We start from the raw sequence: 18,190 nt of genomic DNA, 5'->3' as shown, positions 1-18,190 counted from the left end.
ATCTGGTACAATGAAAACAGAACACTGAGCGGTCGTTCAGGTTGCGATCGCTCTCTATTGTTTATGATTGAAGTGGAGGGAGCGAAATGGGGACACATTGGAGTGTGCAGGTTGAGAACCGCGTCGCTGTGGTGACGATTTCCAACCCGCCCGCCAACGCTTTGAGCAAGCACGTTCTGGAGGAACTCTCAGAGAGCTTGACGGCGCTGGAAAACGATCCTGCCGTCAAAGTGGTGATCATTACCGGTGAAGGGCGATTTTTTATCGCGGGAGCGGACATCAAGGAGTTTACGCACATGGATGGGGCGGACGGCAAAGCTGCTGCTGAAAGAGGCCAACGCCTGTTTGACCGTCTGGAGACATTCCCCAAACCGATTATTGCCGCCATCAACGGCGCGTGCCTGGGCGGAGGGCTGGAGCTGGCGATGGCTTGCCACATTCGTTTGGCTGCTGCCGAAGCGAAGCTGGGCCTGCCTGAACTAAACCTCGGCCTGATTCCCGGGTACGGCGGGACGCAGCGCTTGCCACGTCTGGTCGGCAGAGGTCGGGCCACACAAATGATCCTCACCTCCGAAATGATCGGCGGTGAAGAGGCATGCCGGATCGGCTTGGCAGAGGCGGTGTACCCTGCTGAACAACTGCTGGACGAAGCGAAGAAGCTGGCTTACGCGATCAGCGAAAAAAGCGCTGTCACGATGAAGCTGGCTCTCGAAGCGGTTCACGGTTCAGCTACGCTCCCGTTGGATGAGGGGTTGGCCCGCGAAGCGGCGTTGTTCGGGCAGGCGTTCCAGACACAGGACGTCAAGGAAGGCGTCGCGGCCTTTTTGGAGAAGCGGAAGCCGAAATTCTCTGATTTATAATAGCATCGCTTCGCCGAACGTGGCATAATGGAGCGGACATTCGTCACTGATTCACAAAAGATAGCGTCTTGAAATGGAGGGAGAGCAGTATGAATATTCTGGTCGTGTTAAAGCAGACATTTGACACAGAAGAAAAAATTGTAGTCCAAAACGGTGCGATTTCCGAAGAAGGCGTGGAGTTCATCATCAACCCATATGACGAGTACGCCGTCGAAGAGGCAATCAAGCTCAAGGAAGAGCACGGCGGAGAAGTAACCGTCGTAAGCATCGGCCCGGATCGTGCCGAGACAGCACTGCGCACGGCATTGGCAATGGGTGCGGACAAAGCGGTGCTGGTCGACGATGAATCGCTGTTTGGCGACGAGTACACGACGGCCAAAGTATTGGCTGCTGTAGCCCGCAAGGAAGGATACGACCTGATCATCGGCGGACAGATGGCTGTCGATTCCGGTGCTGGACAAGGTGGACCGCGCCTTGCCGAAGAATTGGGTATCAACCACGTATCGACCGTTGTGAAACTGGAGATAGATGGTACGACTGTACGAGCTGAGCGTGACGTCGAAGGCGACCTGGAAGTGGTAGAGACCAGCTTGCCTGTCCTCATCACGGCGCAGCAAGGCTTGAACGAACCTCGCTATCCTTCCCTGCCAGGGATTATGAAAGCAAAGAAAAAACCGCTGGAGCGCCTCTCTGCTGACGATTTGGGCCTGTCTGCCGACGATGTGAAGGCGAAGACCGAAATCGTGGATCAATTTTTGCCGCCGACCAAGCAGGCTGGACGGATTTTGTCCGGTGATCTGACGGCACAAGTGTCAGAATTGGTGCAACTGCTGCGCAACGAAGCGAAAGTGATCTAGGAGAGAAGGAGAGGATTTCCATGAAAAAAGTACTTGTTTTGGCAGAAGTACGGGACGGACAACTGCGAAATGTGTCTCTGGAAGCCCTGGCCGCAGCGAAGACGATCGCGGCAGGCGGAGAAGTAGTGGCGGGCGTTTTCGGCGCGGAAGCACAGGCGCTTGCCGCTGCACTGGGACAGCACGGAGCTTCCACGGTGTACACCGCCAATCACGAAGCGCTCGCAGCGTATACGCCTGATGCCTATGCGCAGGCGGTCGTGCAACTGATCGAGCTGGCCAACCCGGATGCCGTGGTCATGGGCCATACTTCCATCGGCCGCGATGTGGCGCCGCGTGTGGCAGCGCGTCTCGGCTTCGGGCTGGTGTCGGATGTGACCGCTCTCGACGAAGGTCCCCTGTTCACCCGTCCGATCTATGCCGGAAAAGCGTTCCAGCAGCGTAAATTTGTCGATGGCAAGACGTTTGTCACGATTCGTCCGAACAACATCAAGCCGGGTGAAGCAGACGCCAGCAAGACGGCGACAGTTGTTCCGGTTGACCTGGAGATCAAGGCCCTGCGTACGATCGTAAAAGAAGTCGTGCGCAAGACGAGCGGAAAAGTTGACTTGTCCGAGGCCAAGGTAGTGATCGCGGGCGGGCGCGGCGTGAAGAGCGCGGACGGCTTCAAGCCTCTCTACGAGCTGGCAGAGGTGCTCGGAGCTGCTGTAGGCGCATCCCGTGGGGCGTGCGACGCGGACTATTGCGACTACTCCATGCAGATCGGCCAGACCGGAAAAGTGGTCACGCCTGATCTGTACATCGCCTGCGGCATTTCCGGTGCGATCCAGCATCTGGCCGGCATGTCCAGCTCCAAGGTGATTGTGGCGATCAACAAGGACCCGGAAGCGCCCATTTTCCAGATCGCTGACTACGGCATCGTGGGTGACTTGTTTGAAGTCGTACCGCTGCTGACAGCCGAATTGAAAAAAGTGCTCGTCTAACGGGCCTGCGGATAGTCAAAAAAGCGTTCCGACATGTCGGGACGTTTTTTTTATCCCAGCCACCTGCCGTAGGATGGGCGTACATGGTATGATTTTGGGTAAGCGAGGTGGGCCTTGATGAATGAAAAGTTGCTGGAACAACTGATTCACATGGTGGCGGAAAACAACCGGATCGTGAAGGAGACGCAAGCGGAACTGCGCGAGTTCAAAACGGAGATGTACGCGTTTCGCGACGAGATGTACGCGTTTCGTGACGAGATGTATGCGTTCAAGGATGAAATGTATGCGTTTCGTGACGAGATGTATGCGTTCAAGGATGAAATGTACGCCTTTCGCGATGATGTGTACAGGCGCTTTGATCGCATCGAGCGTGACGACAGATTCCACACAGCCGATCTGGACCTTTTGCATCGCAAGGTAACCGATCACGAACGCCAGATCAACCGCTTGAAACAGACGAGACAGTAATGCGTTTGGGCGAAAATCGCATTTTCATCATTAAAGCGTGACTGTCAAGGGCAGACTATGATCGGGTGCAGGCAAAGTGTCTGTTGACGTGGTCAATTTGCAGTTTCGATGATATACTGATTGACGTCAGGTACTTTTTTCCGAGAGGATTTCAAGGAGGTAACTTTCCATGGCGATTGTAAACGCTACAGATCAGACATTTTCCCAGGAAGTACAAAGCGGTACTGTACTGGTTGACTTCTGGGCACCGTGGTGCGGCCCATGCAAAATGATTGCACCGGTTCTGGAACAAATTGACAGCGAAGTAGGCTCGCAGCTGAAAATCGTCAAAGTCAACGTAGACGACAATCCGGATTCGGCCGGCAAATTCGGCGTCATGTCGATCCCGACCCTGATCGTGTTCAAAGACGGTCAGCCTGTTGACAAGGTGATCGGTTTCCAACCGAAGGAAGCGCTGATGGCGACAGTGGGCAAACACCTGTAAAACGTACGAAAACGAATTGCAAGCAGGCAGCATTTGCATGGAAGTGGCAAATGCTGCTTTTTTTTCTTCTCTTCCCTCATTTTCATCACGTAGGAAATTTGATACGATGTTGCAATGGAACGAACTGTTGAAGGAGGGAGCAGACGAATGAACAGCTCCTTGAAAGACAAACTGGCCGTTCTGCCGGATAAGCCGGGCTGCTACCTGATGAAAAACGCCGCAGGCGACATCATCTACGTGGGAAAGGCAAAAGTGCTGAAAAACCGCGTCCGCTCCTACTTTACCGGCAGCCATGACGGGAAGACACAACTGTTGGTCAGCGAAATCGCCGACTTTGAATATATCGTCGTTTCTACCGTGATCGAAGCGCTCGTGTTGGAATGCAACCTGATCAAACAGCACAACCCGCGCTACAACGTCATGCTCAAGGACGACAAGACCTATCCGTACATCAAGATCACCAACGAAGCGCAGCCGCGTCTGGAGATTACGCGCAAGGTATTAAAAGACAAGGCTCGCTATTTCGGACCGTACCCGAACGCCGGTGCCGCCCAGGAGGTCAAAAAGCTGCTTGATCGGCTGTATCCGCTGCGCAAGTGCAAGACGATGCCGAAGCAGGTCTGCCTCTACTATCATCTGGGCCAGTGTCTCGCTCCCTGTGTGCAGGATGTGGCGGCCGAGGAAAACCAGCGGCTCGTGGAAGAGATCAGCCGTTTTCTCGACGGCGGCCACGAGGAGATGAAGCAGCAGCTGACAGAGAAAATGCAGCAGGCTGCGGAAGCGATGGAGTTCGAGCGGGCCAAGGAATACCGCGACCAGATCAAGAGCATCGAAGCGGTCATGGAAAAGCAAAAGGTAACGATGGCCGATACCATGGACAGGGACATCATCGGCTTTGCCGTGGAAAAAGGCTGGATGTGCGTGCAGGTTTTCTACATGCGCAAAGGCAAAATGATCGAGCGGCAAACGACCTCCTTCCCCTACTACGGAACGGAGTCCGAAGATTTTATGTCCTTTGTCAGCCAGTTTTACTACGACAAGCTAAACGCTCTGCCGAAGGAAATTCTGCTGGCGGAAGAAAGCGATCCCGAGCTGTTGGCCGAATGGCTGGGCGTCAAGGTGTACACGCCAAAACGGGGCACCAAGCGGGAGCTCGTGCAGATGGCTTCGGAAAACGCACGGATTGCCCTGCAGGAGAAGTTCGCCCTGATGTCCAAGGACGACGCCCGTACGATCCAGGCCGTCCACAACCTCGGCCATGCGCTTGGAATCGGCACGCCGCATCGCATCGAAGCATTCGACAACTCCAACATTCAGGGGACCGACCCGGTGTCGGCGATGGTCGTGTTTACCGACGGCCGCCCCGACAAGAAAGAATACCGCAAGTTCAAGATCAAAAGCGTGGAAGGGCCGGATGATTACGGCTCGATGCGGGAAGTCATCCGCCGCCGCTATTCGCGCCTGCTGAAAGAGAACCAAGAGATGCCCGATCTGATCGTGATCGACGGCGGAAAAGGACAGATCAGCGCGGCGGTAGATGTGCTGGAAAACGAACTCGGTCTGTACATCCCCGTCTGCGGCCTGGCCAAGGACGAACGGCACCGCACCGCGCAGTTGCTGTTCGGCGATCCACCGGAGCCGGTGGAAATGAGACGGGACAGCTACGAGTATTACCTGCTGCAGCGGATTCAGGACGAAGTCCACCGCTTTGCCATCACGTTTCATCGGCAATCGCGGGCAAAGACGATGCTCTCCTCCCAACTGGATGAAATCCCCGGTATCGGAGAGAAGCGCAGAAAGCTGCTGTTCACGCATTTTGGCTCGCTGAAAAAAATGCGGGAAGCGACTGTAGAAGATTTTCGGCAGCTCGGGATTGGCGACAAGCTGGCCCGGGAGATTATTGCCCATTTGCGCAAGATGGAGTCATAGCCCCATTTTGCGCATTTTTCATTGAACCGTCCGGCACTGCGTGTTATAATCCTTTTCAAACAGAATATAAGGCCTCACTTCCCCAAAGGAGTGAGGTAGAGGCGCGAAGACCAAGAGTACCACCCTGAGATCGGGAATCTATGAAGGGTACGGGAAAGGGGAATTCGCCGAAGCTCGTAGGGAGACCCGCTTCCCTGCTTGCTGGGCTTGCGTTGAAGAAGCGCAGGACTGTCATCTGGGCAATGACCAGTTGCCAGATGGAGTGCTATCTCACGGTTTGTCAGTGTGAGTGTGATGACGGTGTATTTTCTTATGTCATCCCCCACTGCGGCGTGTATTGGGAAGGGAGGAACCGGTATGTCGAAACAGTAGACAGCGACAGGTGCGATTCCTTGTTGGTGTCTTTTTTGTTTTTTGGGTGGAGTTACGAGAGAAAAACGGATAAACAGATAAAAAGAGAGAACACGGATAGAGATCAAAAAGGAGAGAAACCATGGGACTGATCGTGCAGAAATACGGCGGTACATCCGTCGGGACCATTGAGCGAATTTTGCGAGTAGCGGATCGGATCGTTGCGTATAAACAGGAAGGCCATGACGTGGTCGTCGTCGTCTCGGCCATGGGAAAATCTACGGACGTTCTGGTCGATATGGCCAAACAAATTTCCCAATACCCGTCAGAGCGGGAAATGGATATGCTGCTCTCCACCGGCGAACAGGTGTCGATCGCGCTGTTGGCGATGGCACTGCACCAGAAAGGATATGACGCGATCTCGCTGACCGGCTGGCAGGCGGGCGTGGTGACCGAATCAATCCACGGCAGGGCGCGGATTACCGCCGTAAATCCCGAGAGGATTTCGCAGGAGCTGGCTCGCGGCCGCGTAGTCATCGTAGCGGGCTTCCAGGGAATCAGCGACGAGGGAGAGATTACCACGCTGGGACGAGGTGGCTCCGATACCTCTGCCGTCGTGCTGGCCGCAGGGCTGCAAGCGGAAAAATGCGAGATTTTCACCGATGTCGCGGGCGTGTACACAGCCGATCCGCGCGTCGTGCCCGCTGCCGGAAAACTGGACAGCATCTCTTATGATGAAATGCTCGAGCTGGCCAATCTCGGGGCAGGTGTGCTCCACCCGCGCTCGGTGGAAGCGGCGAAAAAATACAAGGTACGGATGGTGGTGCGCTCCAGCTTTACCACCGAAGATGGCACAAATGTAGAGGAGGCAGCGGAAATGGAAACGGGAAGAATCGTAAGCGGTGTGGCACATGACGACGAGGTGGCGAAGGTGACAGTCGTGGGCATGCCGGCACAGGTCGGGACGTTGTCCAAACTGTTCAACACGCTCGCCGACAACCAGGTAAACGTCGATATTATCATCCAGAGCACGTACGATGCACCGGTCACGAACATTTCCTTTACCGTCGCCTCAGGCGATTTGAAAAAGACGTTGGACACCCTGGAACAGCACAAGTCGCTGCTTTGCTTCGAGCAGGTCGACTACGAGGAAGGGCTGACCAAAGTATCGATCGTTGGCGCTGGCATGGTCAACAATCCGGGCGTGGCGGCAGAGATGTTCCGCGTGCTGGCCGATCAGAAAATCACGATCAAAATGGTCTCTACTTCCGATATTAAAGTATCTTGCGTCGTGCCCGCCGAGGCAACCGAACTGGCGGTTCGCAGTCTGCACACCGCATTTGGTCTTGATGTGGCGGAAACGGCGGTCGTCCACGGCCTGTCGTAAGCTCCTTCCCCCTCTTCCACGTCGGCAGAGGGGGATTTTTTGCCGCCGATCCTAAAAGCGGACGACGATGCGAACGCTCTCCTGCTCCTCGACTTCAAGCTGCGCTTCTACCAGCCTGCCCTGCCACCGCTCGACGCTTCCGGCGATGACGCCGGATTCGAAGCCGAGGGTGCGGCAGAGGCGCTCTTTGGTCATGTACTTGTAAATGGTGTGGGACAAGCTATAGCAAATCTGGCCGGATGACTCTTCCAGCAAATCCAGCTTGCCCAGACCAAGGCGGACAAACGGAAGAATGATTCCGTTCGCCGAGCGGATCGGGATCTTTTTCCCCATGTCTTTGCCGATCCAGTAGAGAATGGGACTTTCGCTTTCCCCCAAGAGGGTGCTGGTCAAAGTTTCCCGCAACAGATGGTACCCGAGGTAGGGCATGTTGATCCTCTCGGCGTATGCTAGCGACGGAGCTGGCAGCAAGGCCGCCAACTGATCGTTCTCCTTCATGTTCACTTCCCTCCTGTCTGCTACTAGACTATGAGGAGGGAGAGTCTTTCATGCCAACTTTGCAGTAGATTGCTAGGAAGGGATCAGGGAAGTTTGATCTATCAATGGATTTAGTCTATTCATTGTCTTGACGCTCCCTAGCGTCAGGAGTACAATTGTTGTGGTCAATGTTTTGCCATTCTTTTTTTCATATTCCGACACAATTTGTCGATTCGGGACAAGGAGTGGCGGCTTGTACCGTCATGTCTAACCGAAAAGGCAATGGGTAAGGATATGGGAGAAAGAACGAGTAAAAGTAGCGTTATATATGTTGAAAGGGGGACATTGTATGGCGAAAGGCCATAGCTTTCTCAGTCACAGGCTCCACTCACTTCTAGGCGTAATTCCAATCGGGCTGTTCCTGCTGTTCCACTTGACGGCGAACTTCCAGGCAACCCGAGGGGAGGAAGCTTTCAACTCGACTGTCGGTCTGATTGAAAGCCTTCCATTCGTACTCACTCTCGAATTTATCTTCATTTACATCCCGATTCTGTTCCATGCGGTGTACGGTCTCTATATTGCCTTCCAAGCGAAGCATAATGTAGGGAACTACAGCTACTTCCGCAACCAGTTGTTCTTGTGGCAGCGGTTGACCGGTATCATCACGCTGATTTTTATCGTATGGCACGTATGGGAAACGCGGATTCAAAAGGCGTTGGGAGCCGAAGTGAATTTCGACATGATGGCCGACATACTTAGCAATCCTGCAATGATCGTATTCTACGCGATCGGGATTATCAGCACTACGTTCCACTTCTCGAACGGGATCTGGTCGTTCCTCGTCCACTGGGGCATTACCGTAGGACCTCGTTCGCAGCGGATTGCAACATACTTTACAATGGCTGTATTCGTAATCGTGACGTATATTGGGTTGCGCGCGATGGCGGCTTTCATTTAATAGGGATAGGGGGACAAAGTCATGGCAAAAGGTAAACTGATCATTGTCGGTGGTGGTCTGGCCGGCTTGATGGCTACCATCAAAGCAGCAGAAAAAGGCGTTCCCGTCCAACTGTTCTCTCTGGTTCCGGTAAAGCGTTCCCACTCCGTTTGCGCCCAAGGCGGTATCAACGGTGCAGTAAATACCAAAGGGGAAGGCGACTCTACCTGGGAGCACTTTGACGATACAGTATACGGTGGTGACTTCCTGGCTAACCAGCCGCCAGTAAAAGCGATGACCGATGCGGCTCCAGGGATCATCTACATGCTGGACCGGATGGGCGTCATGTTCAACCGTACGCCAGAGGGTCTGTTGGACTTCCGCCGTTTCGGGGGAACCAAGCATCACCGTACGGCTTTTGCAGGCGCGACGACTGGTCAGCAGCTTCTGTACGCGCTGGATGAGCAAGTTCGCCGCTACGAAGCAGAAGGACTCGTAACCAAATATGAATACTGGGACTTCCTCGGTGTAGTTCTGGACGAAGCAGGAACCTGTCGCGGGATTACCGCACAAAACCTGCGGAACAGTGAAGTCGTCTCCTTCCGTGCTGACGCCGTCATCCTTGCTACTGGCGGACCTGGCATCATCTTCGGTAAATCGACCAACTCGATCATCAATACCGGTACAGCAGCATCCGCGGCGTACCAGCAAGGCGTCATCTACGCTAACGGTGAGATGATTCAGATTCACCCGACAGCAATCCCAGGCGACGACAAGCTGCGTCTGATGTCTGAGTCTGCTCGCGGTGAAGGCGGTCGCGTCTGGACGTACAAAGACGGTAAGCCGTGGTACTTCCTGGAGGAAAAATACCCAGCGTACGGAAACCTGGTACCGCGCGACATCGCGACTCGCGAAATCTTCAGCGTCTGTGTAGACATGAAACTGGGGATCAACGGCGAGAACATGGTCTACCTCGATTTGTCCCACAAGGACCCGAAAGAGCTGGACGTAAAACTGGGCGGTATCATCGAGATTTACGAGAAGTTCGTCGGTGACGACCCGCGCAAGGTTCCAATGAAGATTTTCCCTGCCGTTCACTACTCGATGGGTGGCATGTGGGTAGATTATAATCAAATGACAAACATCCCTGGCCTGTTCGCTGCCGGTGAGTGCGATTATTCGCAGCACGGCGCCAACCGTCTGGGTGCGAACTCGCTCCTCTCCGCGATCTACGGCGGTATGGTAGCAGGTCCGAAAGCGATCGAATACATGAACGGTCTGAGCCAGTCTGCAGACGATCTGTCCTCGACGCTGTTCGATGGCTTCGCCAAACAGGAGCAAGAGAAATTCGACAACATCCTGAAAATGGATGGCACGGAAAACGCGTACCTGCTCCACAAGGAACTGGGCGAGTGGATGACGGACAACGTAACGGTAGTTCGCTTCAACGACCGTCTGAAGAAAACAGACGAGAAGATCGTGGAGCTGATGGAGCGCTACAAAAACATCAACATCAACGACACGAGCAAATGGAGCAACTCCGGTGCTTCCTTTACCCGCCATCTGTGGAACATGCTCGTTCTCGCACGCGCGATTACGATCGGTGCCCTGATGCGTGACGAGAGCCGCGGCGCTCACTACAAGCCAGAATTCCCTGAGCGCGATGACGAGAAGTTCCTGAAAACGACGATGGCCAAGTACAACCCAGAAACGACTGCGCCGGAAATCTACTACGAAGAAGTCGACGTTTCCCTGATTCCACCGCGTAAGCGTGACTATACGTCTGACAAGAAGAAATAAGAGAGGAGGAAACGATCATGGCCGAAGAAAAAGTGATTCATCTGATTATTACCCGTCAAGACAGCCCTGACAGCACTCCGTACAAGGAAGAGTTCAAAATTCCGTACCGTCCCAACATGAACGTAATCGGGGCGCTGATGGAAATCCAGCGCAATCCGCTGAACGCTCAAGGCCAAAAGACGTCCCCGGTAAACTGGGAGTCCAACTGCCTGGAAGAAGTGTGCGGTGCCTGCTCGATGGTAATCAACGGCAAACCGCGCCAAGCGTGCTCCGCGCTGATCGACAAGCTGGAACAGCCGATCCGCCTTGAGCCGATGAGCACCTTCCCGGTACAACGCGACCTGTCCGTTGACCGCAGCCGCATGTTTGATGCGCTCAAACGCGTCAAAGCATGGATTCCGATTGACGGTACCCATGATCTCGGACCTGGTCCGCGCATGCCGGAAGTAGAGCGCCAGTGGGCGTATGAGCTGTCCAAATGCATGACCTGCGGCGTATGCCTGGAAGCATGCCCGAACGTAAACGCAAAATCCGAATTCATCGGTCCTTTCGCAATTTCCCAGGTTCGTCTGTTCAACCAGCACCCAACCGGTCAAATGAACAAGCACGAGCGTCTGGAAGCGCTGATGGAAGACGGCGGCATCGCCGATTGCGGAAACTCGCAAAACTGCGTGCAGGCTTGCCCGAAAGGCATTCCGCTGACGACCTCGATCGCGCACATGAACAAAGAAACAACCAAACACGCCGTGAAGAAGTTCTTCTTCTCGTAATCGATTTGCGGCAAAGAAAAGCGTACCGTCCGAAAGGGCAGTACGCTTTTTTGCATGTTCCAAGCCGTCTTCACAGCCAACGATTTTTAATGTGAGGGAATACCAGCCTGCCTCCCAGTGAAAACTGATTGAAAGGAATCATTTCCAAAGGGGGCAAACGATGAAAAAACAGATTTTCAGCATTGGGATGACGCTGGTTTTGCTTCCGGCAACGACGGTGGGCGCAAGTGTGGAGAGAGGGGGACTTTCATCATTTCAACAGCAGGTGATTGCGGATCTTCAGCAATCGACGGCATTCTTACATACGCAGCAGGCAGGAACGGATACGAAGCACGCGCATACGGTGACAGCAGACGAGTGGTTGCACACTCAGGAGCGGATTTTGGGGGAGCAGGTGGCACAAGCTCCTGCATCCTCACTGGAGATGATTGAAGCGACCAAAGCCTGGCAGGAAGCAGGCGTGAAAGGGGAAGGAATGTTGATCTCCGTAATTGATACGGGGATCAATCCGAAGCATCCCGATTTGCCGCCACCCCGGGACAAACGGTTGGCGCAGCAAAAGTCGGGGTCCACTGAAAAGGTCATTTCCGGTTACAACTGGGCGGATCGCAACCAGACGACGGTCGATGTCGGCGATTCACAGCACGGCGCCCATGTAGCCGGGATTATCGCCGCGAACGGCAAGCTGAAAGGAGTAGCGCCGGAAGCGCAACTGCTGAGCCAGAAGGTGTTTTCCAACTACCAGGGCGAAGTGCCGGGACTCAGCGAATCGATCTTGTTTGCGATCAACGATTCGATCGAAAAAAAGGCAGACGTCATCAACCTGAGCCTCGGTTCGTCGGCGGGCTATGTGGATGAGACGAATACGGAACAGTACGCGATCAAACGCGCCGTCGACAACGGCGTGATCGTCGTCGCTGCGGCCGGGAACGACGCCTATTTTGGCAGCGACAAGGTCAAGGCGAGCAATCCTGACGTGGCGATGATCGGCTCGCCAGGATTGTCCCCGGATGCCTTTTCGGTGGCGTCCGTCAATGCGACGACGCTCGCTGGCTACAGCTTCGCGGTAAAGGGCATGCCGGAGCTGGAGCGGGTCGTCTACCTGCACGGGTACGTGGGCAAAGGCTCGGCGGTCAATCCTGTCTCGGCACTGGGAAAACCGCACGAGCTGGTCTACATGGGCAAAGGCAAAAAAGAGGACTACAACGTCTCCGTCAAGGACAAGGTGGTGTTGCTGGAGCGCGGCGACATCTCGTTTGACGAGAAACTTCGCTTGGCCAAGGAGGCAGGGGCAGCCGGTGCCGTCATTTACAACAGCGATTCCGGACCGTTGATTATCAGTGCGGAACATCTCAAGCAGATTCCCGCGGTCTCGATTCTCAAGGAAATGGGAGAAAAGCTGGCACAGGCTTTGAAAAAGGGACAAAAGATAACGATCGCCTTTGACGGACAGTACGGGCAAAATCCGATGCCGTATCCGAACGGCGGCACGATTTCCGCCTTTTCCTCCTGGGGTCCGACGCCTGATTTGCAGTTCAAGCCGGAGATCGCTGCACCGGGCGGAGGGATTTTGTCTACCGTGTACGACAGCGACTACGCGGTAAAAAGCGGAACGTCGATGGCGACACCGCATGTAGCGGGCGCTGTGGCACTGATGAAGCAGGTGTACCAGAAGCAGGGGCGGCAGCTTGCGGGCAGGGCGCTGGTGGAGACGGTGAAGGCGGCGGCGATGAACACGGCTCAGCCTGTGCTCGATCCGCGCGAAGCGGCATCGGCGTCTGCGAACAAGGAGGAAGCGAGAGAGCGGCTCCCCTATACGCCCCGTGTGCAGGGAGCAGGGCTGATCCAGGTCGCCAAAGCGATCCAAACCCCTGCGATCGTCGTCGATGCAAAGGGCAAGGCGGGCGTCTCTCTGGGCGAAATCGGACCGAGTACGACGTTTTCGCTGTATGTGGAGAACAAATTTGGCAAAAAGCCGATCACCTACCGGCTATCAGATGAGTTTGGTGTCTTGACGGACTTGAAAAAGGACGGCATCAACCTTTTGACCGCGACCCGGTTTGCCGACGCCAAGCTGCAGTTCTCCAAGCAGCAGGTCACGGTCGCTCCCGGCAAGCGCGAAGAAGTAAAGGTGACCTTGCAGATCCCGCAAGGTGCGGAGCACAACCAGTTTGCGGAGGGCTTCATCCTGTTTTCGCCCGAGGACAAGCAGCTTCCCGAGCTGCGCGTTCCGTACTACGGCTTTTACGGCGACTGGAACGAGCCACGGATCATGGACGAGCCGATGTGGAACGAACAAAGCCAGGAGAAGCGCACGGGCGTGAAAACGACCTGGTACCACGACAAGCAAAACGACAAGTGGAAGTACCGTGACTACCTCGGGGTAAACGGCGTCAACGAGGATGGCACGGTGCTGATCGAGCCGGACAAGATCGCCTTTTCGCCGAATGGAGACGGGCACTATGATACGGCTGCTCCTTCGATCACCTTTTTGCGCAACGCCCGCCAGGTGATGGTCGAGGTGACGGATCAAAAAGGCAAGCCGATCCGCTCCCTCGTCCGCGACGAAAAGGTGAGCAAGTTCGATCAATCGAAGCTCGGCATCCCGTATTACTACACCGAGCGGGAGGAATGGAGCTGGGACGGGACTGTGTATTCTGCTGAAAAAGGCGTTTACACCAAGGTGCCTGATGGAAAGTACCAGTTTGTCATCAAGGCGAAGATCGACGGGCGCAACTCCAACTGGCAGACGCTCACACTGCCGATTCGGGTTGATACGAAAGCGCCTGCAGTGACGGCTTCGCTCTCGGGAAATCGCCTGCAGTGGAGCAGTCCGGACAAGGATGTCCAGGGATACTTGCTCTACGTCGACGGCAAGAAGACGGGCGGCCCATACTCGGCACAGGTGACCAGCACTGTCGTCAGCCAGCCCGACAAAAAAATCAGCCTGGTAGCGTATGATTACGCGGGCAATCTGAGTGTCGCCCATATCAATGGCAAAAGCGACAGCAAGCCGCCTGCCGTCGAGTTTCCGGAAAACCTGTTCAGCTTTGTGAAAATAACAGGTAGACCGGAGCTGGCGGTGAGCGGGAAAATCAGCGGCGAAGACATGCTTGACCGGGTCAGGCTGACGGTGAACAAAACGCCTGTCAAAGTGGAGACGGACGGCTCCTTCCAGACGATTTTGAAGCTGGCTGAGGGGCTGAACTACGTCGAATACAGCGCCCAGGACATGTACGGAAACACGCGGCAATTTACGCAGCGGGTGATCGTGGATACGACGCCGCCACAGCTTCAGTTTGCCAATGACGGAAAGGAAGACGTACTGTTCGATGCCAAAAGCAAGCGTGTGCTCGTGCCGGTCCGCTTTGTCTACCGGGATCAGACATACAAAGGAAAGATCAGCGTAAACGGGCAAATTGTCTCGAGTTTTGAGGAAGACCAGTTGGAAAACCCAGTGTACAAGCATGTCACCCATCCTTTGGCGCTCGTGCACGGAGAGAACCGCATCCTGATCGAAGGCAAGGATGGCGCCGGAAACAAAACGGCGCTCGTCGTCCACGGCTACGTCGACGCCAATGCCGGCTCCGTCGTTCTTCACCAAGGAGAGCAGCGGCTGACCTACCAGGCGAGGACTGTTCCTGCACCGACGATCTCGCTGGCACATAAGCAGGTAGAAGCAAAAGAAGGGGAGGCTGTGACGATCGACGGAAAAGTGCTCGGATACGGCACATTCAGCCTCCACATGCAGTACGACGAGCGGAACTTGCAGGCAGATGTGAATGACCGCGGGGAATTCCGGCTGGTGCTGGACGGGGTAAAAGCAGGCAAGCACAAAGTGGTCGTAGTCGCCACCGACACCCTGGGCAGAGAAGCGAAAACAGAGATGACGGTTGTCGGAAAAAAACAGTAAGGGCATGTGCGAAAATCCCGGGACTGGGCAGTACAATTGCTGTCCCGGGCATTTTTTGTGCAGCGGAACTTTTTTCAGGAGGAAAATTCATGTTTTACCATGGCATCAATTGGGTATATGTCAAGAGGGAGTATCCTTTGCTGTCGCCGCGACGGACGGTAGGCGGAAAACGGAGAGATCAACTGTTGGATCGACTCCACCTGGTCCAGCAGTTTGGACTGGAGCCGATTCATTTGCTGGAAGCCGATGAAAATTATCCACCCGAGCGATGCATTCAGGCTTGCCTCGCATTCGGGGATACGGTTTTTGCCTTTGCACAATTGCCGCATCCCATCTGGCAGCTCAGCGCTCACGAGGTAGGCGTGGAAGTGCTTGATTTGCGGACCTGCAATCATATATTTACAAACATGAATAACCCGGAGACAGCCGAATTTTTTCCGGGAACACCGTGCACGCAGTTGAATGGTCGGCAAGGTTTTCCAAAATCTATTGATTTCACCCCAAAATCGACATTATTATAGGAAAATAAGGACGAGCATTGCCCGGGAAAGGAAGATAGCTTGATGAAAATGACGTACATCGATCATTTTGTGGAATCTGCTTCTTCTGTCATCCAACAGGTGTGCCAGGTCGAGATTTCCCGGGGAGAAAAGGCGGAACGGGACTGGACGTATCGGGAAGGACATACCTGGATTCACATTGGCATGACAGGACACTTCAAAGGAGACGTGTACTTCGGAATCGAAACCGGCTTGGCATTGCAGATCGTCTCCGCGATGATGGGCGGATTTCCGATTCAGGAAATGGACGAGATCGGGAAGAGCGCCATTTCCGAGCTTGGAAACATGATCTCTGGAAATGCCAGCACACTTTTATCCCAGGAGGGGATCGTGATCGACATCTCTCCTCCTCATTTTATGCATGGTGAGGAACTGGCAGGGAAAGGCGGCTCCGCTGTAACGGCTGACCTCGAATTGCAGAACATGGGACGCTTTGAAATTCAAATGGTAGTGATCGAATAGGAAGAAGAGACGGCAGAGGTGGATCTGTCGTCTTTTTTATTCGAAAAATAAAGAATCATAAACAATGAATAAATATTTTTTATTGTCTGGATTTATTTTTTTCTATCGTATATTCTGATAATCAGCGAGGAGGGTTGTACGCTTGGCATATGTAAAACAGGGAATCGCAATCTTTTTGCTGGTCATCGTCATTTGCGGCGGACCACTGATCTTGTATTCGGTCAAGGAAGAGGTCGTGTTCGCACCGGAAAACATCGTCGCACCGACGCTGTTCCTGCTCGAGGAAATGGCGGGAGGCTCGCTGGGCCACTACTACGTGGGAGAGACGAAGAGGAGCATTGCGGAAGACATCGTCCCCTTTGCCCAAAACACGTTTCAGCTTTTGTTCGCCAGCACCTTGATCGCGGTCGCGGCCAGTCTGCTCTTCGGTCTTTTCCTGCAACGATTCCGGCCGGTCCGCAGGCTGCAAAAGCTGCTGGCTCTGACTACTGTCGTACCGGATTTTATCCTAATCATGCTATCCGTTCTGGCTGCGATCAGCTTTTACAAGTGGACCAATATTCGCATCATTACGCTTTCGCCGACGAGTGATGCTCCCAACGAATGGTTTCCGATCATGCTGTTGGCGATCGGCCCGACGATCTTTTTATGGAAGGTCGTCAGCATGAAGTACGTCCAGATCGGCGGGGAGGATTACATCAAGACTGCTCTCGCCAAAGGAATGGGTGTGTGGCATGTCCTGATCCATCACGTCTATAAAAATATCAAGCCGACGTTGATCGCAGATTTGAAAAAGACGATCGCGATTGCCGTCACCAACCTGTTCATCGTCGAGTATTTGCTCAATGTAGTCGGGGTGACCCGCTTTATTTTCAGCAAGTCCGCTGGCTATCAGTTTGCCCCGTCAGTGATGGGACTGCTCTGCATCATCGTGCTTTCGCTGCTCGTCTATTCCCTGATCCGGCTGATCTTGTACCTGTTCGAACGGGCAGTCGTGTATAAATAGCAAGGGTGAGGTATGTCATGCGAAATGGAAATGTTTCCTTGTGGATCGGATGTGTCTCGGTGCTGGTGCTGGTCATCTTGGGGATCGTCGGCCCGTGGGTCGCTCCGTACGATCTGGATTTTCAGGTGACGGTGAAGACTGAAGAGATCAATGGCAAAACGGTCATAACCTATCCGCCGCTGCCGCCGTCGCCAGAGCATTGGCTCGGGACGGACAAGTGGGGATACGATCTGCTGACCTTGCTTTTGTACGGGGCGCCGTACACGGTATTTGTGACCATTGCCATCGCGCTGCTGCGTGTCGTGCTGGGTACGGTGGTCGGGCTGTACATCGGCATGCAGGACAAGCCACAGGGCTGGTGGCTCGCTGTCGAAAACGCCTGGAGCTACATTCCGATCTTTATTCCGGTCTATTTTTTGCTGCTCGGCGTCAACATCAATTCCGAGCTGTCGGTTGCCACCTTGGTCACATTGTTTATCGCTGTCGTCGCTGTTTTGGGAATTCCCAGCGTCGCCGGGTCGGTCCGCCAGAAGACGGAGCAGGTCAAAGTGACGCAGTACGTCCTCGCCGCTGTCTCGCTTGGAGCAGGTCGGGAGCAGATCATCTTTCGCCACATCCTGCCGCAATTAAAGGAACAGATGGCGGTTATTTTCGCGACGGAAATGGTTGCGACGATGACGCTGACGGGGCTTTTGGGCATGTTTGACCTGTTCGTCGGCGGGACTGTGATGACGTTTGACCCGGTCATCTATTCACCCGTCACCTATGAGTGGGCAGGCCTGCTGGGAGCGTCGCGGGGATTTGTCAACAGCAGTGCGATCTGGATCTTTTTGACACCGCTGTTTGCCTATATACTGGCGATATCAGCCTTCTCCCTGCTCGCCAAAGGGCTGCGGGAGAAGTATGAGCAAACGTACAGCAGGACGCCTTTTCTGTAAAGGAGAAAGAC

The 18,190-nt window shown here is 54.4% G+C and carries 16 protein-coding genes and 1 riboswitch; of the genes, 15 read left to right on the top strand and 1 reads right to left on the bottom strand.

Annotated features, from left to right (window positions below; all coding sequences use genetic code 11):
- Positions 1-86 precede the first annotated feature (86 nt).
- The 7 genes from ACAF76_RS15165 (at position 87) to ACAF76_RS15135 (ending at position 7,316) form a co-directional block, all read left to right on the top strand.
- Positions 87-860, top strand: coding sequence for an enoyl-CoA hydratase (locus ACAF76_RS15165; RefSeq protein ID WP_400164239.1), 774 nt, complete (start codon positions 87-89; stop codon positions 858-860).
- Positions 861-949: 89 nt separating this feature from the next.
- Positions 950-1,717 carry an electron transfer flavoprotein subunit beta/FixA family protein gene (locus tag ACAF76_RS15160; RefSeq protein WP_400164238.1) on the top strand — a complete coding sequence of 256 codons (768 nt, stop codon included), beginning with the start codon at positions 950-952 and terminating at the stop codon, positions 1,715-1,717.
- A 20-nt stretch (positions 1,718-1,737) separates the two neighbouring features.
- Complete coding sequence (locus ACAF76_RS15155) at positions 1,738-2,697, top strand: electron transfer flavoprotein subunit alpha/FixB family protein (RefSeq protein WP_400164237.1); 960 nt, start codon at positions 1,738-1,740, stop codon at positions 2,695-2,697.
- Between the two features lie 117 nt (positions 2,698-2,814).
- Positions 2,815-3,165: a hypothetical protein gene (locus ACAF76_RS15150; RefSeq protein WP_400164236.1), complete on the top strand. Its 351-nt coding sequence runs from the start codon at positions 2,815-2,817 to the stop codon at positions 3,163-3,165.
- Positions 3,166-3,334: 169 nt separating this feature from the next.
- Positions 3,335-3,649, top strand: coding sequence for a thioredoxin (gene trxA, locus ACAF76_RS15145; protein ID WP_400164235.1), 315 nt, complete (start codon positions 3,335-3,337; stop codon positions 3,647-3,649).
- Between the two features lie 147 nt (positions 3,650-3,796).
- On the top strand, positions 3,797-5,578 hold the full coding sequence (gene uvrC / locus ACAF76_RS15140; protein ID WP_400164234.1) for an excinuclease ABC subunit UvrC: 1,782 nt from the start codon (positions 3,797-3,799) through the stop codon (positions 5,576-5,578).
- An 88-nt stretch (positions 5,579-5,666) separates the two neighbouring features.
- Positions 5,667-5,854: riboswitch (Lysine riboswitch) on the top strand.
- A gap of 217 nt (positions 5,855-6,071) precedes the next feature.
- Positions 6,072-7,316, top strand: a complete 1,245-nt coding sequence (locus ACAF76_RS15135) for an aspartate kinase (RefSeq protein ID WP_400164233.1) — start codon at positions 6,072-6,074, stop codon at positions 7,314-7,316.
- 51 nt (positions 7,317-7,367) lie between these two features.
- Here the strand turns inward: ACAF76_RS15135 and ACAF76_RS15130 are convergent, their stop codons facing one another.
- Entirely contained in the window at positions 7,368-7,814 is a 447-nt protein-coding gene (locus tag ACAF76_RS15130; RefSeq protein ID WP_400164232.1) for a DUF2507 domain-containing protein, read from the bottom strand.
- 328 nt (positions 7,815-8,142) lie between these two features.
- Between ACAF76_RS15130 and ACAF76_RS15125 the strand changes: the two genes are divergently transcribed.
- The 8 genes from ACAF76_RS15125 (at position 8,143) to ACAF76_RS15090 (ending at position 18,179) form a co-directional block, all read left to right on the top strand.
- On the top strand, positions 8,143-8,751 hold the full coding sequence (locus ACAF76_RS15125) for a succinate dehydrogenase cytochrome b558 subunit (RefSeq protein ID WP_400164231.1): 609 nt from the start codon (positions 8,143-8,145) through the stop codon (positions 8,749-8,751).
- Positions 8,752-8,772: 21 nt separating this feature from the next.
- Positions 8,773-10,530 (top strand): succinate dehydrogenase flavoprotein subunit, encoded by a 1,758-nt coding sequence (gene sdhA, locus ACAF76_RS15120; protein WP_400164230.1) that lies wholly within the window; start codon positions 8,773-8,775, stop codon positions 10,528-10,530.
- Between the two features lie 17 nt (positions 10,531-10,547).
- A complete protein-coding gene (gene sdhB, locus ACAF76_RS15115) occupies positions 10,548-11,300 on the top strand; it encodes a succinate dehydrogenase iron-sulfur subunit (RefSeq protein ID WP_400164229.1) in 753 nt (250 codons plus the stop codon).
- A 160-nt stretch (positions 11,301-11,460) separates the two neighbouring features.
- On the top strand, positions 11,461-15,213 hold the full coding sequence (locus tag ACAF76_RS15110) for a S8 family serine peptidase (protein ID WP_400164228.1): 3,753 nt from the start codon (positions 11,461-11,463) through the stop codon (positions 15,211-15,213).
- 89 nt (positions 15,214-15,302) lie between these two features.
- Positions 15,303-15,734 (top strand): hypothetical protein, encoded by a 432-nt coding sequence (locus tag ACAF76_RS15105; protein WP_400164227.1) that lies wholly within the window; start codon positions 15,303-15,305, stop codon positions 15,732-15,734.
- Positions 15,735-15,776: 42 nt separating this feature from the next.
- Positions 15,777-16,235 (top strand): chemotaxis protein CheX, encoded by a 459-nt coding sequence (locus ACAF76_RS15100; protein ID WP_400164226.1) that lies wholly within the window; start codon positions 15,777-15,779, stop codon positions 16,233-16,235.
- A gap of 142 nt (positions 16,236-16,377) precedes the next feature.
- Complete coding sequence (locus ACAF76_RS15095) at positions 16,378-17,241, top strand: ABC transporter permease subunit (RefSeq protein WP_400164225.1); 864 nt, start codon at positions 16,378-16,380, stop codon at positions 17,239-17,241.
- 17 nt (positions 17,242-17,258) lie between these two features.
- Entirely contained in the window at positions 17,259-18,179 is a 921-nt protein-coding gene (locus tag ACAF76_RS15090) for an ABC transporter permease (RefSeq protein ID WP_400164224.1), read from the top strand.
- Positions 18,180-18,190 lie beyond the last annotated feature (11 nt).

Origin of the sequence: Brevibacillus sp. TJ4 (assembly GCF_044627595.2) — a bacterium.
Taxonomy (GTDB): Bacteria; Bacillota; Bacilli; order Brevibacillales; family Brevibacillaceae; genus Brevibacillus.
This window is presented reverse-complemented; position numbering and strand designations above follow the sequence as displayed.

Coding starts and splice junctions, on each gene's coding strand:
- ACAF76_RS15100 (WP_400164226.1), top strand. CDS start 15,777: ATGAAAATGACGTACATCGATCATTTTGTGGAATCTGCTTCTTCTGTC.
- ACAF76_RS15130 (WP_400164232.1), bottom strand. CDS start 7,814: ATGAAGGAGAACGATCAGTTGGCGGCCTTGCTGCCAGCTCCGTCGCTA.
- ACAF76_RS15105 (WP_400164227.1), top strand. CDS start 15,303: ATGTTTTACCATGGCATCAATTGGGTATATGTCAAGAGGGAGTATCCT.
- ACAF76_RS15110 (WP_400164228.1), top strand. CDS start 11,461: ATGAAAAAACAGATTTTCAGCATTGGGATGACGCTGGTTTTGCTTCCG.
- sdhB (WP_400164229.1), top strand. CDS start 10,548: ATGGCCGAAGAAAAAGTGATTCATCTGATTATTACCCGTCAAGACAGC.
- ACAF76_RS15125 (WP_400164231.1), top strand. CDS start 8,143: ATGGCGAAAGGCCATAGCTTTCTCAGTCACAGGCTCCACTCACTTCTA.
- ACAF76_RS15090 (WP_400164224.1), top strand. CDS start 17,259: ATGCGAAATGGAAATGTTTCCTTGTGGATCGGATGTGTCTCGGTGCTG.
- ACAF76_RS15160 (WP_400164238.1), top strand. CDS start 950: ATGAATATTCTGGTCGTGTTAAAGCAGACATTTGACACAGAAGAAAAA.
- ACAF76_RS15135 (WP_400164233.1), top strand. CDS start 6,072: ATGGGACTGATCGTGCAGAAATACGGCGGTACATCCGTCGGGACCATT.
- sdhA (WP_400164230.1), top strand. CDS start 8,773: ATGGCAAAAGGTAAACTGATCATTGTCGGTGGTGGTCTGGCCGGCTTG.
- trxA (WP_400164235.1), top strand. CDS start 3,335: ATGGCGATTGTAAACGCTACAGATCAGACATTTTCCCAGGAAGTACAA.
- uvrC (WP_400164234.1), top strand. CDS start 3,797: ATGAACAGCTCCTTGAAAGACAAACTGGCCGTTCTGCCGGATAAGCCG.
- ACAF76_RS15165 (WP_400164239.1), top strand. CDS start 87: ATGGGGACACATTGGAGTGTGCAGGTTGAGAACCGCGTCGCTGTGGTG.
- ACAF76_RS15155 (WP_400164237.1), top strand. CDS start 1,738: ATGAAAAAAGTACTTGTTTTGGCAGAAGTACGGGACGGACAACTGCGA.
- ACAF76_RS15150 (WP_400164236.1), top strand. CDS start 2,815: ATGAATGAAAAGTTGCTGGAACAACTGATTCACATGGTGGCGGAAAAC.